This is a genomic window from Pseudomonas sp. AC193 (genome assembly GCF_979258075.1).
In genome coordinates this window covers 324,372-340,432 of the sequence record NZ_OZ409832.1, presented here as the reverse complement: position 1 = coordinate 340,432, position 16,061 = coordinate 324,372, and the positions used below count along the sequence as shown (strand labels likewise).

Here is a 16,061-nt window from a genome sequence, read left to right as displayed (position 1 = left end):
TCCGCCCCGGAATGTGACGCAGAGCGTCACGGTATGCATTCCCACGCGGAGCGTGGGAACGATCAAGATCGCAGCCTGCGGCAGCTCCTACAGAATGGCGTATACCTGTAGGAGCTGGCGAAGCCTGCGATCTTTTGATCTTCAGCGCATAAAAAAGGGCCTGCAATTGCAGGCCCTTTTTATTTGCCGAAATCCGCTTAAGGCTTGTGCGCCCGCGACAGGAATTCGTGCGATTGCATTTCCAGCAGACGACTCAGCGTGCGCTGGAATTCGAAGTTCAGACGGCCGCCGGTGTACAGATCCTTCAGCTCGACTTCAGCGGAAATGATCAGCTTGACGTTACGGTCGTAGAACTCGTCGACCATGTTGATGAAGCGGCGAGCGATGTCGTCAGTGGTGACGCTCATCTGCTCGACACCGCTGAGCAGCACGGCGTGGAAGATCTTGCCCAGTTCGATGTAGTCGTTCTGGCTACGCGGGCCGTCGCACAGTTCGCGGAAGTCGAACCAGGCCACGTCGTCGCAAGTACGCAGGGCGCGGATCTCGCGGTTTTCGATCATCAACACGTCATTCTCGACCGCAGCGGTGCATTCCGGCGTCAGCGCGCGGAAGCTCTTGCGCAGGCTTTCGTGGGACGCTTCGTCGAGCGGGAAGTGGAACAGCTCCGCTTGTTCGAGGTGACGCAGGCGATAGTCGACGCCGCTGTCGACGTTGACGATCTCGGTGTTCTGCTTGATCAGCGCGATGGCTGGCAGGAAGCGAGCGCGTTGCAGACCGTCCTTGTACAGACCGTCCGGGACGATGTTCGACGTCGCGACCAGAGTCACGCCGTTCTTGAACAACTCTTCCATCAACGTGCCGAGGATCATCGCGTCGGTGATGTCGGAAACGAAGAATTCATCGAAGCAGATCACTCGCGACTCGTCGGAGAAACGCTTGGCAATGATGGTCAGCGGGTTTTTCTCGCCGCCGAGGGTTTTCATCTCTTCGTGCACGCGCTTCATGAAGCGGTGGAAGTGGGTGCGGGTCTTTTCCTTGAACGGCAGCGCTTCGAAGAAGGTGTCGACCAGGTAAGTTTTGCCGCGACCGACGCCGCCCCAGAAATACAGGCCCTTGACCGGCGTCTGATCCTTTTTGCCGAACAGCTTGCTCAGCAGACCCGGCTTGTTTTGATCGGCGGCGATCAGATCATCGTACAGACGCTGCAAATGACGCACAGCAGTTTCCTGCGCGGCATCATGGAAGAAGTCCGGGCGTTTCAGATCAGCTTGGTATCGTTCTAGGGGCGTCATAATTCGTTAGCAAGGCAACAAAAACGGGCCGTCACTGTAGCGATGGCCCGGAGGAATGGCAATCGGCCCTTGGTCGGGCCGTGCCGCCGATTAGTCTTGAACCGGGGTCAGCGCGACGCGTACAGCAGCGATTCCTGCATCCCGAGAGTCGTTGTCATTGAATGCTGGACCGTCCGCAACGTGCTCCCCACCAACCCAGACCGAGAACTTGGAGCGGAGCTCATTACGAATTTCGTACGCGTGGCCAGATTGCAACGACTTGACTACTGCTCCAGCGGCTTTTCCGTCTTCAAAGTCCAATGAGCGCAACATTTCTACCCCATCCGGAGAGAGAAGGCGGAAACGGAAGCGTCCATCCTCGTCGCGGAAGCTGACGAAACGCGCGGCTTTCGCGGCTTTCTTCTTGGTGGTTGCGGCAACCTGAACCTGATTGACGAACGAACGCAGGCCAACGGCTTCGCGCAGTTCGTTGAGGAACGGAGTAGCCACAGCACGGGCCTTTTTCGCACCGATCTGCAGGATATCTTCCAGATCCGCCGGACGTTCGATCAGTTGGTGATACTTGTCGCGCGCTTCGCCGAGATCGTTGTCGAGCAACTGGAACAAACGGCTCTTCGCCTCGCCCCAACCCAGACCGCCGAGCAGTTCGCTGCGGAATTCGTCAGCCTGTGCTGGCGTGGCGAAGGCCTGGAACAGGGTGAACAAATGCGAGTTGTCCGGATCTTTCGCTTCGCCTGGCGCTTTCGAGTCAGTAACGATCCGCGAAATCGCGTCCTTCATGTCTTTGGCGCTGGAGAACAACGGGATGGTGTTGTCGTAGCTCTTCGACATCTTGCGACCGTCGAGGCCCGGCAACGTCGCCACGCTTTCTTCGATCAGCGCTTCGGGCATGGTGAAGAATTCTTTGCCCTGACCGAACAAGTGGTTGAAACGCTGGCCGATGTCGCGGGCCATCTCAACGTGCTGGATCTGGTCACGACCGACCGGCACCTTGTGCGCGTTGAACATCAGGATGTCCGCGGCCATCAGCACCGGGTAGCTGTAAAGGCCCATGGTGATGCCGGCGTCCGGGTCTTCACCGGTTTCAACGTTCTTGTCCACCGAGGCCTTGTAGGCGTGCGCACGGTTGAGCAGGCCCTTGGCGGCGACGCAGGTCAGCAGCCAGGTCAGCTCAGGGATTTCCGGGATGTCGGACTGGCGGTAGAAGGTCACGCGGTCGACATCGAGGCCACCGGCCAGCCAGGTCGCGGCGATTTCCAGACGCGAGCGCTGGATGCGCAGCGGGTCATCGCATTTGATCAGGGCGTGGTAGTCGGCCAGGAAGTAGAACGAATCGGCATTGCTGTCGCGGCTGGCGAGGATCGCCGGGCGGATGGCGCCGGCGTAGTTGCCCAGGTGCGGCGTGCCGGTGGTGGTGATGCCGGTGAGGATACGGGTACGGTTCGTCATGGGTAATCGCTTGTCAGACTGCAATCAATTCGAGAGACGCGGCAGGATCAGATCCTTGAGATCGGTCAGCTTGCCATGAAAAAAGTGTCCGCATTCTGCCACTTTCAGCAGCTCATGGGGGCGCTGGAGTTGTTCCGACCAGTCGTAAACCAATTGCGGATCGATGACTTCGTCGGTTTCCGGCTGGATCACGGTGAGTTCGCCCTGCTGCGGCAGTTGATCCTGCTCGCCAAGACGCATGACCGCCGGGGCGACCATGAACAGGTGCTTGAGCTGCACGCCTTGGGCTTCAAGACGACCGCCGAGACTTGCTGCAACAAATCCGCCGAAGGAGAAACCGAACAGGGTCAGCGGCAAGTTCGGATGTTTTTCGCGCAGCCATGCCGCAGCCGCCTGGGCATCATCGACTTCACCGGTGCCCATGTCGTGCGAACCTTCGCTGGCGCCGACGCCGCGATAGTTGAAGCGCAAGGTAATCAGGCCGGCGTCGCGCGCGGTGCGCTGCAGGGTCGAGACGACTTTGTTGAGCATGGTGCCGCCCTGCACCGGGTTCGGGTGGCAGATCAGCGCGATGCCGCGCGGCTGCTCGTTATCGAGGTACAAGGCTTCGATTTGGCCGACTGGGCCGGCAATCACTACAGGGGTTTCACGCATCAGCAAGGAAGGAACTCCGTGACCTCGAATCGGGTCGACTCGTCTAGCAAATTGTCTGTGCCAATCTATTGCGAGTGAATCGCGGTATACAGCGCAGGTTCGAGCCGTTAACGTAAAGCAAAGCCGTTTATAGAGGAAGGACTCGTGGAACACTCGCTCTTAGTTTGGTTGTTACCGACTCTTGCCCTGGTTGTGGGTGTCGCCATTGGATTCCTGATCGCGCGCGTTGCGCCGAACGCCGCGCCGAGCCGTACGCAGCGTCAACTGGATGATATCCAGGAGCGCTTCGACAGTTATCAAAACGAGGTGGTCACCCACTTCAACAGCACCGCGATGCTGGTCAAGAAACTGACCCAGAGCTATCAGGAAGTGCAGGATCACCTCGCCGAGGGCGCCAACCGTCTGGCCCTAGACGAGCAAACCCGCCAGCGCCTGATGGCCGCCCTGCACGCCGACGCGGCGCAGGCACCGCGCGAGCGCCTGACGCCACCGCACAACAATCAAGAACCGCCGCGTGACTACGCACCAAAAACCCCGAACGCGCCGGGCATGCTTGATGAGCACTATGGTTTGAAGAAGTAAGCAGTCTTCGCTGCAAACCAAAAGCCCCCGGACAGTGAAGTGTTCGGGGGCTTTTTTGTGTCTGGGGATGGGTATTGATTTTTAGATCCTCTTCGCGAGCAAGCCCGCTCCCACAGGGGAACGCATTTCCAATGTGGGAGCACCAGTCTTCGCTGAAACCCAAAAGCCTCCGGACAGTGATGTGTTCGGGGGCTTTTTTTGTGTCTGGGGATGTGTGTTGATTTTTAGGGCCTCTTCGCGAGCAAGCCCGCTCCCACATTTGGAATGCATTCCCCTGTGGGAGCGGGCTTGCTCGCGAAGGGGCAGGCACAGGTCACACAAAAAATGCCCGATCACCGGATCGGGCATTTCTTCATTCAGGCAATCGCTTACGGATACTGCTGAACCGTGCCCGGCTGCTGTTGCTGCGGCGCACCATACTGCTGACCCGGAATCGCCTTCAGGTTGACTTCAACCCGACGGTTCTGCGCACGGCCATTGACGTCACCGTTGCTGGCAATCGGATTATCCGGGCCGGCACCGCGCGCCGACAGGTTGGCACCGCTGACGCCTTGCGAGGTCAGGTAAGTCGCCACGCTCTGCGCACGACGCTGCGACAGATCCATGTTGTGCTGGCGGCTGCCGGTGCTGTCGGTGTAGCCGACGATCTCGATCTGGTTCTGGCTGAATTCCTTCAGCGAACTCGCGAGGTTGTTCAGTGGCTGATAGAAGCTAGAAGCGATGTTCGCCGAATCGGTGGCGAACGTGATGTTGCCCGGCATGATCAGTTTGATCTGATCGCCCTGACGCTGCACTTCAACGCCAGTGTTGGCCATGCTCGCGCGCAGCTTCTTCTCTTGCTGGTCAGCGTAGTAACCGTAACCGGCGGCAGAAGCACCGACCACGGCCGCGCCGATCAGCGCGCCTTTGCCACGGTTGTCGTGGCCGATGGCGGCACCGGCCAGTGCGCCGGCGAGTGCACCGAGGCCACCGTATTTGGCGGTTTTGCTCATTCCTTGGGAGCCACTGTCGGCCTGGCCCTGATTGTCATACGGGTTAGGCGAGGCGCAGCCGGACAGCAAGGCCACGGCAGTAGCGACAATAATCAAACGACGCGTGGTGAACATGAAGAGCTCCTACTTTTGCATTCTGTGGTGCAACGGCCATTGGCAATCGCCCGTGCGGGCGTTGGATCATGACAATGCACAAAAATTCCGCAGCAGACCCGTGACAAAATATTTAGGCTCGCACAAACGGGTTTTCGCGCATCTCATCCCCCAGACGCGTGTCCGGGCCATGCCCGGTCACGACAGTCGCGTCCTCGTCCAGCGTGTATAACCGCTGCTTGATCGACCGCACGATGGTCGCCTGATCGCCGCCCCACAAATCCGTGCGCCCTACGCCGCGACGAAACAGCGTGTCGCCGGCAATCAACAGCTTAGCCTCGGAAAACCAAAAGCTCATGGAACCGGGCGTATGCCCCGGCGTATGCAACGCCACGCCGCAGCCGCAGGCGAGTTCTTCGTCGTCGCTCAACCAGCGATCTGGCGACGGTACCGGCGTGTACGGCACGCCGAACATCTGGCATTGCATCTCGAGGTTGTCCCAGAGGAACTGATCTTCTTTGTGCAAATGCAGAGTCGCGCCGGTTTTCTCTTTCATCTGCCCCGAAGCGAGGAAGTGATCGAGATGCGCGTGGGTATGGATGATGCTGACCACTTTCAGCCCATGCGCATCGAGGCGCGCCATGATCAGATCGGGATTGCCGCCCGGGTCGACGACGATGGCTTTCTTGGTGATCGGGTCGCCGATGATAGTGCAGTTGCACTGCAAAGGGCCGACGGGGAAGGTTTCGCGGATTAGAAGAAAACTGCTCATCGCAATCCTTTATTATTTAATTAAAATTGATTCAAGTCAGCCTGAGCATTTTTTAGGGAACGCAGTACCAATCACGATCACGCGCAGAGCTATGCGAGCTCTGGCAGACTCACTTCATCCCTCGGCAACCAAGGCGAGAGGCAGATACTTCATCATCGTGCCTACATGAGTACTCAGAATCAACTCAAAGTCCCGTGTAACAATTTGCTTAGGAAGCTCGAACTGTGACTGCCCAAAACCTTATCTCAAATGGTATTGTGCATGCTATCCAGCAGCTAACGCCCAACCTAAACTTCGAGTATTGATATGACAGACTTTTTCGGGGAGCAAGGAATTCTCTTTTATGAAAACGTCCTTACATCAACCAAAACGTTAATTAGCTCAGGATTATGGAAAGATATAAATCTACGTTCCATTGAAAAATGGACGAAGTACTTCGAGAGCAGCGAAGAGAAAACCCTGTGTGGTCTCCTTCTGGACTCTCTCACATTCAGATCAAGGATACAGACCCAAGCGCTACTGTCTAACATCATTGAAAAATCAATCCCTCAAACAACTTTAATCTCCAACTTATCGAGCAAAACTCTTCAAAAGTCCCTTACAGCACAATACCCGGGAATACAAAAAGACATAATTAAAATAGTGCCAGTTATCAGCGACATGGACCCACCAACAAAAAGCGGCCCTCTAGTTGCACGCTTATACAAGAAAGAAATCGGAATAAACGAAAAATTCATGGAATGGCCTTGGAAACTCGAAGACCATGCCGACTCAGCAAAGCTAGTAATATTCATCGACGACTTCATTGGAACTGGCGATCAGTTCCTAGAATTCTTAGATCGTTTTTTTCCGAAAGGCAACTTCAAAGATGGAACTGATTATATATACGCACCACTGGGCGCATGCAAAAGCGGTGTAGATCACATTCTAAAAGAATCACCTAGAATAAAAATCTGCCATTCAGAATTAATACAGAAAGAAAACCATTTCTTCTCCGGCTTAAGCTCTCGATACAAAGAACTGGACGACGCGTTTGCGGACGAACTTCGCTTAGTTTATTTAGATTTTTTAAAAAAAGTCGGACTTAATGGTCTTAAAAACAAGTTTGGCTACGGCGATCTGGAACTGACATACGCTTACGCACATGGGACACCCAACGCGACGCTACCGATTTTTTGGGCAGCGAATGAAAATTACCAACCAGCTTTTTCGAGGTAATCATGGAGCTAAATTATAAAGACAGCCTAAGCGCAGTTCTCGCCAACAACCGAAGCGAGCACATTGGCATGGACGTATGGGAGGATTTTGTACTCCCCTATTTTTATAAAAAAATAGATTTCAATAGCAGTTTTCCTTTAAGAATTGAGGGGGGAGAGGTTGCGGAAAAACAATGCTTCTAAGATACCTGTCGTATCATAGTCGCTTCTCAGACAAAAGAACTAACATCCCTCTATCAGAACTAGAAGCTATTGGCCTTTACTTGCGAGCCGATACACAATTCCTAAGACAGCTACAGAAAAGAGGACTTGAAGAACATAAGTGGCAGTCAATCTTTTCACACTACATCAACATTTGCTTATTAATGGAGACGTCTAATGCCTTGATAAAAATATCGAGCGCTAGTTATTCAGAAGGCGAAAGCTTCGACGTCAGCAACTTAGAGTTGAGCTCGCTAAAAATATATGGCAGCAACTTCAGCGGTACAATTCTCGAGCTTTTTGAAGAATTTAGGAACCAAAGAAAACTTTGCGAACTTGCGGTCGCCAACCCTAGAATGATTGACGATCTTTTGATTCTTCCGGATTCAGCGTTGATCGACCTAATCAATGAAGTAAAAGAAAAAGTCGCCCCTAGAGAACTGAAATTCAAAGTCTACTTTGACGAGTACGAAAATTTACTTAAATACCAGCAACTCATCATTAACACTCGAATGAAACACTCAGAGCCACCTCTTATATTCAATATCGCGGCAAAGCTCAATGGTGTTCCTCACTCAGAAACAACTGGCAGTGAATCGCTCTCCTACAAACATGATTACACAATTGAAAACTTAGACACAAGACTTGCAGAAGAGTCATTCGAATGCTTTGCAGCCGAGATACTATTTTTAAGACTTTCCAAAAGCGACGCGAAATACAAAGACACATTTAGCGGCGTCCAGTTGAACTCGATTACGGATTTAGAGAAGCGACTGGAGCACGGCTATCAAGAACGTGTATTACAAGCTGCCAAAGGATTACTTCCTGGAAAAACTCACGAGGGCCTCGCCGAAGAAATTTTTTCAGAACCAAAGCTCTTAAAAAAACTAAAGAACGAAATAACCATAGGCTTAAAAAACAAGTCCTCACATTTGGATCCTGAATTATTTATAGACACAAATAACAAAAAAGCATCGATCGTTGCCTCTTCACTGATATTTAGGAAAAAGCTAAGCCCCGACGATATCGCACAACAGCTGAAAAGCCTAAGCGAGGGCAAAGATAACAAGTTCACTGGAACTACATCATGGATCCAGAATTTTTTCATCGGCAGCTATCTAAAACTTATAAGGTCTTTTAAAACTGAATCAACCTTTTACGCCGGCTTCGATGTATATGTTCTGCTATCGAATGCTAATATGCGCCACTTTCTTGAGCTATGCCGAACCGCATTTTCCAATTTCACACTGAAAAGTTCTGAAAATTTAAGCATCGACTGTCGAGCTCAACATATTTCAGCAATGCAAACAAGTGAAATTCTTTTTCGCGAAATATCTAGCTTTATGCCTCACGGTAAGAGGCTAAAAATATTCTGCGGTCGGCTTGGCGAAATTTTTAGTCTTTTTCAAGAGCGAAACTCCCAAAGCGAGCCTGAGATAACCCATTTCAGTATTAAAGGTGGATTCCTAACCATTACTACAGAAGAGCAAGACTTCCTTAAAGAAGCGGAAAAATGGGGAATTTTATACAGAACCGACTCAACCAAAGGCAAAAGCCTCGATGTGAAAGACGATAGTGACTGGGTTCTTAACCCTATTTATACTCCGTATTTCTTCATAAGCTATAGAAAGATTCGGAAAACCTACTTTGAACCGGAAGAAGTAAGTGCGATAATTAACGAATCAGAAACAGACTTCGATAGCATCCGCAATATTCGGAAGAAAAAGTTAGATCTGATAGAAGACACGGAAAGTCAAGATAGCTTCTACCAGAAGGGTCTTTTTTAATGGAAATTACTGAATACAACTCCTTGTCTGAAATTTCTGACAGCAGATGGAACGTTGCGATTCACGGGAAACATGCCGATGACAGAGACAAAGAAATACGAACATTCTTTAATGAGCATTGTGATTATGTCCACACATTCCGCTACGACCGCATAGAAATGCAAGCCCACCTTTCTATGGACGTACTTGAACTGCATGACATAGAAGACGCACTTAAAAAACTTAGTGGATTAAAAATCGTTATCGACGCAACGTCTTTTGATGTAGCAGAGCTCGCCATCATATGTAAAAGCTTAAAAACAGCTGGAATATCAAATTTCGACGTTATATACGCAGAGCCTTCAGAATACTCACACAACTCAACCAATGGTGAAAAAAACTTCAACCTTTCCGAAAGCCTACTTGGTTTTGAAGAGGCAGGTATCCCAGGAATATCCAAAGCGATTCCAACTACGGATCCGAAACTTTTCATTTTTTTCATGGGATATGAGGGGGATAGATTCAAGAACGCATTGGAGCTTTCTGAAATCTCAGGAAAAGAATGCAATTTGGTTTTCGGGGTTCCTGCATTTAAGTTTGGGTGGGATAAAAACTCTCTACTCAGCAGCGCAAGATCAATTTTAGAAAACAGCTTACAGGATTCATTTTTATTCTGTGGCGCGACAAACATCTATGGGGTTTCGAGATTACTTGAAGAATTACGCCATAAATATCAGAATGAAACCTTTTTCCTAGTACCACTTGGCCCAAAGCCTATGAGCATTGGCGCTATAAAATTTCTGTGTGATGATAAAAATGCTTCATTGCTGTATGATCACCCAGCTCGATCGGCGAATAGATCGAAAGGCATTGCAAGTATCCATTTAGTTCGAGGGTTCCTTTCTTGAGGAATTGTTTTTTTCCAACACCAGACGCTGTAGTTCAGACTATCATCAAATCTGAGGCATCAGGGAATTACCAGTGCGTTCTAGAGCCCGCAGTAGGAGATGGTGCGTTACTACGAGCACTAAACAAAAACTATCGAAAACTGGTTGCCTTTGATATAAACCAAGAAAACCTGGATAAAGTATATACATTCACAAACACAAAAAAAACCGAACTTTTTTGTACTGACTTTCTAAGTGCGACGCTAGACTCTCATTATGATCTAATATTATCAAACCCGCCATTTAACAACAACTTAGCCCATCACGTAACTTATAACGGAAAAAAAATTCCTGTTGAGGCAGCATTTGTTCTCAAGTGCTTAGAGCACTTAAGTTTGGGAGGCAAAGCTATATTCATACTTCCTCCTTCCATCATAACGGGGGATAAAATGAAATGGCTAAGATGCTACTTGGCCACCAACTATAAAATATCCTCAATTTATAAACTTCCAAAATTCTCCTTCAACAAGGTAGAAGGCGGATTTTATGTACTTTGCGTTCAAAGAGTCCGAGAGTTAAATTACACGATCTTATTGAGCTCCGAAACTTACCCCAATCATTTCATAAGCTCTACTCAGCTTCAAAACTACCACTATCACCTTGACCCCGACCACCTAAAGCGTCTCGCGACGTATAAAAAACACCTAGAAACTCTTGGCAGTGTTTCTCTTTCTAAGATGGGGAGTATTGTGCGAGGAAATGTAGGTGCTACGGAAAATAGGAAGTCCGTATACCACTCTACTGATTTTAAATCTCATACAGCCCCAGAAAAGCCACTCGACGGACTAGTTAATAGCTCCGCAACCTTGAGCAAATACGACATAGTTATCAAACGTGTTTGCAGATCTGCCAGTGCCAGCTTTTCTATTTACACTGGAAGTGCAATGGCCCCATGTAGCGACTGCCTTATCGTAATCACTCCATCTATAAAAAACAAAAACTCTTCAGTTCGTCTTCTTCTTGCGCTTAGAGTCTCTGTACTACTAGGAGCAGAAGCAAATTTCGAGAATTCTGGAAGTGGTGCAAATTACATTTCACTTGGTCGACTCAGAGAACTTAACATCCCATCACAACTATTAAACATTGATAAAAAAATTGTAGAAAAATATTCTAGGTATATTTTTTCAGGAAAGACTCAGGAAGCATTGGAAATTGAGAATAGTCTTTGCAAAGTATTTAGCGGCGAGCTGACTCACCATGACCTCACCGAAAACCAAAAGTGCACACTCGCAGCAAGTTAAGTAGAAAATTCAACCTAATAAAGTTAAATCATATTGTTTACATACAACTTCTAAATTCACCCCTTCTTGATTTTATTTCTTCATTGAAGAAATAGTTATTCATTTTAACGTTCGGTTACTATCAGCTCAAAACTCCCAGGTCTTTGGCCCGCGCCACCGCCTGCGTGCGCCGCTCAACCCCCAACTTGCTGTTGATATGGCTGGCGTGGGTTTTCACGGTGTGCAGGGAAATGAACAATTGCTCGCTGATCTCCTGATTAGAGCAGCCTTGAGCGATCAGGCGCAGAACGGCCAGTTCTCGACTGCTGAGCTGTTCAGCCACCGAAACCTCAGCGACCGGACGCGCAGCGGGAACAGGTAGGTATTCGAGCAATTGCTGACTGACGGCTGTCGACGCGCTCACTAACAATTGCCCGCGCAACCAGTCGCCATGCTCCTTCACTAGCAGATCGAAAGGCTGCGCCACGCCGCCGGTCGCCGCCTCCAGCGCCTGATTCAGTGCTTTTCTGGCCTCCGGCTCACGCCCCCCCACCAGCAGCAACGCCACTTTCTGTGTCAGCGCCATCACACTGAGCAACTGTCGCCCGGTTTGCTGACCGTTCTCGTGCAACACGTTCAAGCGCCCTTCGGCGAGCATCGGCTGGCCCTGAATCAGGTCGAGCAACGCCTGCTGCAATTCAACGTGTAACGGCAGTTGTGGATGAAACTCCGGTGGCGCGGCGGCACGCTCGCCGGTGTAGGTCTGGCCCAGGCGCGCCAGCCAGGCCTCGGCGAGATCGGTGCGGCCCTGCGCCAGCCACAGCTCGCATTTGACCAGGGTAATCATCGCCAGATAGTAGATCGGCGGCACGTCCCAGATGTGCATCAGCCGTTCGGCTTCAGAGAGTTCAGCGAAGGCTTTGGCGAATTCGCCGGTGGCACCGTCCAGCCGCGCTATCACGCAATGGCCGATCAACACGCTGATATCACGACAGGCGCGCGCCTCGCCGATGCCGGCCAACAACCGCGTGCGGGCGACTTGCGGCTGCAAGCGCATCGCTAACAGAAAACCTTCGTATAACGTCAGCCGTGCGCGCACCGCGTACAGACGTTGCGGCGACAGACCGCGCAAGCGCTCCAACCCTTGATGCACTTCATCCAGTGCCCGCAGAATTTCGCCACGCGCCTGCAACACGCGAGCGCGATCGTAATGCGCCAAGGCTTCGAACAACGGATTGCCGACACGCTGCGCCAGCTCCAGCGATTCACGGTTAAGTCCACGGGCGCGCCACAGATCACCGTCGGCAATCGCCAGATTGGACAGCGTCGACAGGCACATCAGACGCTGGCCATAACGCTTGGCCGGCAGGCTCTCCAGCGCTTCGCTGCAATATTTCAGGGTCAGTTCACGATGGCCGCGCCCGCGAGCGATGATCCCGCTCAGCGCCAGCCATTGCGCCAGCATCGACTTTTGCGCAGTGGCTGAGGGTGCCGGCAGGAAGCGGCTCAAATGGCTGGAAAGTTCTTCGGCAGCATCGAGCTGACAGGCCAGTCCCAACGCCCAGCTGTACAGCACGATCAGCCGTGGCGTACTGATCAGCAGACTGTCAGGCAAGTCCATTTTCCAGCGCAGCAGCATGCCGACGTTTTGCTCGGCCAGCAGTTGTTCTTCGGAAAGGTTCTGTACCAGATTCGCCGCGACATCGAGGTGGCCGGCGCGCAACGCCTGCTCCACCGCTTCATCGAGCAAGCCCTGAGCATTGAACCAGCGACAGGCGCGCAAGTGCAGCGTCGCGGTCGGCACCATGGCGTGTGCAATCGGGCGGCTGCGCAACAGATCGGAGAACAAATGGTGATAGCGATACCAGTGGCCGTGCTCGTCCAGCGGCACCAGAAACACCTGATGCGCCTGCAGAAAACGCAGAATCTCGGCGCTGTCATGGGCTTCGCGCACGGCGTCGCACAGTTCGCTGCAAAAACGTTCTTGCGGCGCGGTGTCGTAGAGAAAGGCCTGCACTTCGGCCGGCAGGCAATCGATGACTTCTTCGAGCAGATAATCGCGGATCAGCCCTTCCCCGCCGTTCAGCGCTTGCGGTAACGCGGCATCGTTGCCGGCTTCGGCCACCGCGAGCAACCAGAAACGCAACCCGGCAACCCAGCCTTCGCTGCGTTGAATCAGACTTTCCAGTGCTTCGCCGCGCAATGAGCTGCTGTGGCGATCGAGCAAAGTCAGGGCTTCGTCGTGGGTCAGGCGCAGATCCTGTTCATGCAGTTCAAGCAACTGACGCGACAGGCGCAAACGCGCCAGATGCCAGTCAGGACGCTGGCGACTGGTGACCATTACCAGCAAGCCGTCGGGCAAATGATTGAGGAAAAATTGCAGGCAACGGTCGAGCACCGGGCCTTGGGCGAGATGGTAATCGTCGAGCACCAGCAGCAACGGTGTCGCGGTATCGAGGTGCAGCGCCAACTCGTCAAGCAGGCCGTCGAGCCATTCTTCAAAGGCAAACGGCTGATGGCGCTGACGCATTTTCAGCAGCCCCAATGCGCGGCTGCCCACTTGGGGAAAGTAGTCCTGCAGGCCTTCGAGCAAACGTTCGAGAAAGCGTCCGGGGTCGCTGTCTCGCGGGCTCAGGCCCAGCCACAGACTTTGCCAGTGCGCCGGCAGGCTCTGACAGAACTCCACCGCCAGCGAACTCTTGCCGAACCCGGCCGGTGCGCTGACCAGCAACAATCGCCCGCCGAGCCCGGCTTGCAGGCGTTCGCACAGGCGTGGTCGCAAAACATAGCCGTCGGGCAACGGTGGACGGAAGAAACGCCCGTCCAGTGCCGCGACGGCAACGCTTGCAGGACCCGGAAGTGGGGACAGATCAGTCATGGCCGGCTCTTGTTTGAATGGCTATTGGCGGCGTTGCAGATGTCCGCAGACTAGCCTTAAACGTACCGGTAATGAAGGTTGCTGCTACAAATGGCTACAAAAGTCTTTCCAGAATGCGCCATTCGCCCTGCATTTCGGTCGCCGACGGGTTTGTGTAGGAGCTGCCGAAGGCTGCGATCTTTTGATTTTGTTGTTTGGGTTTTGGGGGCATATCCGTTGCTGCGGTTGGGGCTTCTGGCGGTTTCGCTCTTACAGCGACTCACTTTTCCAGACGCCGAAAAGTAAGCAAAAGGCTTTGCCCCCGGCGTACGGCACTTCGCTGAGGCTCAGTGTTCCCTCGCTACGGTGTCCATCCGGGGGCATCGCCTACGGTTTGCTTCGCTGCACCTCCTCTCGATGTATGCGGCTGCGCCGCACGGCGCTGCGCGCCTGCCCCGAATGAACACCTTCGCTCGGCCTGCCGATGGGGGCGAAGATCAAAAGCCAAAGCAAGATCAAAAGATCGCAGCCTTCGGCGGCTCCTACAAAAGCAATTCAGAGGCGCCGCGAAAAGCGCAAAAAAAAACGCCCCGAACCAGTCGGGGCGTTTTTACGAGGATGCGGCCTCGGGTTTACTGCGGTTTAGCGAACGCCATCCTGACGCAGAGCGGCCGGAGTGAAGTCGCTGGTAGTAGCGGTGAAGCCGAAGTCATACGCCTGCTTCTCTTCGTTCTTCATGCCCAGTGCCAGGTAACGGCCGGACTGCAGGTCGTAGAGAGTTTCCAGGGCGTACCACGGCACTTGCTTGTCGTAGTAGTCCTCGGCATGCGCCTCGGCTACGCGCCACAGTTGACCACGACCGTCGTAATGGTCGATAACCGCTGCTTGCCAGGTATCCTCGTCGATGTAGAAGTCACGTTTGGCGTAGATATGGCGCTGACCTTCCTTCAGGGTCGCCACCACGTGCCAGACGCGACGCAGCTCGTAACGCGCCAGATCCTGGTTGATGTGACCAGCCTTGATGATGTCGGAGTACTTCAGCTTCGGATCGTCGAGCTTGTAGCTGTCGGAAGCGATGTACATCTCTTTCTTGCCTTCGAGTTTCCAGTCGTAACGATCCGGCGCACCGTTGAACATGTCGAGGTTGTCGGAGGTACGCAGGCCATCTGCCGCAGTACCCGGGCCGTCATAGGACACTTGTGGCGCACGGCGCACACGACGTTGACCGGCGTTGTAGACCCACGCCGAACGTGGCTCTTTAACCTGATCGAGGGTTTCGTGCACCAACAGCACACCACCGGCCAGACGCGCTGGCGCGGTCACTTTCTGCTTGAAGTAGAACAGGATGTTGCCCGGGTTTTTCGGGTCGTAGTCCTTCATCTTGTCGCGGAACACGAACTGATCCTGGAAGTACACCAGGCTGTACGAGCCGTTCGGTTGCGGCGTGGCCTGGGTTACCAGACGGGTCACGCTGCCGCCGCGATAGCGGGTGATGTGGTTCCAGATGACTTCCACACCGCTTTTCGGAATCGGGAACGGTACTGCGGTTTCGAAGTTTTCCAGACCGTTGCCGCCGGACACCAGATTGGTGTTGGTGGCGTTTTTCTTGATGGCGGCGAACACGTCATCCGGCACAGTCGCGCCACGGTGGGACGGGTACACCGGCATCTTGAAGGTGTCCGGGTAGCGCTTGAACATCGCGTACTGCCCCGGCGCCAGTTTGTCCTTGTACTTGTCGACATCCTTGGCGGTGATGGTGAACAACGGTTGCTCACTGGCATAAGGATTGGACAGGAAACCGCGCGCATCGACGCTGCCGGCATTCTTCGGCAGTGGCTTCCACGCCGGGATCGAACCGTCAGCATTACCGGCCATTTCCGCGCCCATCGGCGTCAGGCTCTTGCCCAGTTTGTCGGCTTCGGCAGCCGGGACGGCCGCCATTACACCGGTCGCCAGCAACGACAGACCCAGAACACCCGCGTGGAACAGACTCTTTGTTATTTTCATAAATTCGTTCGT

General features: G+C 53.0%; 11 protein-coding genes and 1 pseudogene. 5 read left to right on the top strand and 7 right to left on the bottom strand.

Features of this window, described 5'->3' with window-relative positions:
• Positions 1–197 precede the first annotated feature (197 nt).
• From zapE to ACZZ0D_RS01620, 3 genes are all read right to left on the bottom strand, one after another.
• Positions 198–1,292, bottom strand: a complete 1,095-nt coding sequence (gene zapE, locus ACZZ0D_RS01630; protein ID WP_053123668.1) for a cell division protein ZapE — start codon at positions 1,290–1,292, stop codon at positions 198–200.
• Between the two features lie 90 nt (positions 1,293–1,382).
• On the bottom strand, positions 1,383–2,741 hold the full coding sequence (locus tag ACZZ0D_RS01625) for a tryptophan--tRNA ligase (RefSeq protein WP_463552302.1): 1,359 nt from the start codon (positions 2,739–2,741) through the stop codon (positions 1,383–1,385).
• 24 nt (positions 2,742–2,765) lie between these two features.
• Positions 2,766–3,395, bottom strand: coding sequence for an alpha/beta hydrolase (locus ACZZ0D_RS01620; protein WP_212548768.1), 630 nt, complete (start codon positions 3,393–3,395; stop codon positions 2,766–2,768).
• A 144-nt stretch (positions 3,396–3,539) separates the two neighbouring features.
• Here ACZZ0D_RS01620 and ACZZ0D_RS01615 point away from each other — a divergent pair, with 144 nt between their 5' ends.
• A complete protein-coding gene (locus ACZZ0D_RS01615; RefSeq protein WP_053123671.1) occupies positions 3,540–3,977 on the top strand; it encodes a Z-ring associated ZapG family protein in 438 nt (145 codons plus the stop codon).
• 368 nt (positions 3,978–4,345) lie between these two features.
• Here the strand turns inward: ACZZ0D_RS01615 and ACZZ0D_RS01610 are convergent, their stop codons facing one another.
• Together ACZZ0D_RS01610 and ACZZ0D_RS01605 are read right to left on the bottom strand one after the other, a co-directional pair.
• The gene (locus ACZZ0D_RS01610; protein ID WP_212545532.1) at positions 4,346–5,083 is read right to left on the bottom strand and encodes a YiaD family glycine zipper/OmpA-like lipoprotein; all 738 of its coding nucleotides are present in this window, start codon (positions 5,081–5,083) and stop codon (positions 4,346–4,348) included.
• Between the two features lie 112 nt (positions 5,084–5,195).
• Complete coding sequence (locus ACZZ0D_RS01605) at positions 5,196–5,834, bottom strand: MBL fold metallo-hydrolase (RefSeq protein WP_463552301.1); 639 nt, start codon at positions 5,832–5,834, stop codon at positions 5,196–5,198.
• 306 nt (positions 5,835–6,140) lie between these two features.
• Here ACZZ0D_RS01605 and ACZZ0D_RS01600 point away from each other — a divergent pair, with 306 nt between their 5' ends.
• From ACZZ0D_RS01600 to ACZZ0D_RS01585, 4 genes and pseudogenes are all read left to right on the top strand, one after another.
• Complete coding sequence (locus tag ACZZ0D_RS01600; protein WP_463552300.1) at positions 6,141–7,052, top strand: phosphoribosyltransferase-like protein; 912 nt, start codon at positions 6,141–6,143, stop codon at positions 7,050–7,052.
• Positions 7,053–7,212: 160 nt separating this feature from the next.
• Positions 7,213–9,039, top strand: a pseudogene (locus ACZZ0D_RS01595) (ORC-CDC6 family AAA ATPase); the annotation flags it as partial.
• The gene (locus ACZZ0D_RS01590; RefSeq protein ID WP_463552299.1) at positions 9,039–9,926 is read left to right on the top strand and encodes a hypothetical protein; all 888 of its coding nucleotides are present in this window, start codon (positions 9,039–9,041) and stop codon (positions 9,924–9,926) included. The pseudogene ACZZ0D_RS01595 and the gene ACZZ0D_RS01590, both read left to right, overlap by 1 nt.
• Positions 9,923–11,206, top strand: coding sequence for an N-6 DNA methylase (locus ACZZ0D_RS01585; RefSeq protein WP_463552298.1), 1,284 nt, complete (start codon positions 9,923–9,925; stop codon positions 11,204–11,206). The genes ACZZ0D_RS01590 and ACZZ0D_RS01585 overlap by 4 nt, the downstream gene beginning before the upstream one ends.
• A 121-nt stretch (positions 11,207–11,327) precedes the next feature.
• Here ACZZ0D_RS01585 and ACZZ0D_RS01580 read toward each other — a convergent pair whose 3' ends face one another.
• Together ACZZ0D_RS01580 and ACZZ0D_RS01575 are read right to left on the bottom strand one after the other, a co-directional pair.
• Positions 11,328–14,063, bottom strand: coding sequence for a LuxR C-terminal-related transcriptional regulator (locus ACZZ0D_RS01580; protein ID WP_463552297.1), 2,736 nt, complete (start codon positions 14,061–14,063; stop codon positions 11,328–11,330).
• A gap of 621 nt (positions 14,064–14,684) precedes the next feature.
• Complete coding sequence (locus tag ACZZ0D_RS01575) at positions 14,685–16,049, bottom strand: DUF1329 domain-containing protein (protein ID WP_053123680.1); 1,365 nt, start codon at positions 16,047–16,049, stop codon at positions 14,685–14,687.
• Positions 16,050–16,061: the final 12 nt, after the last annotated feature.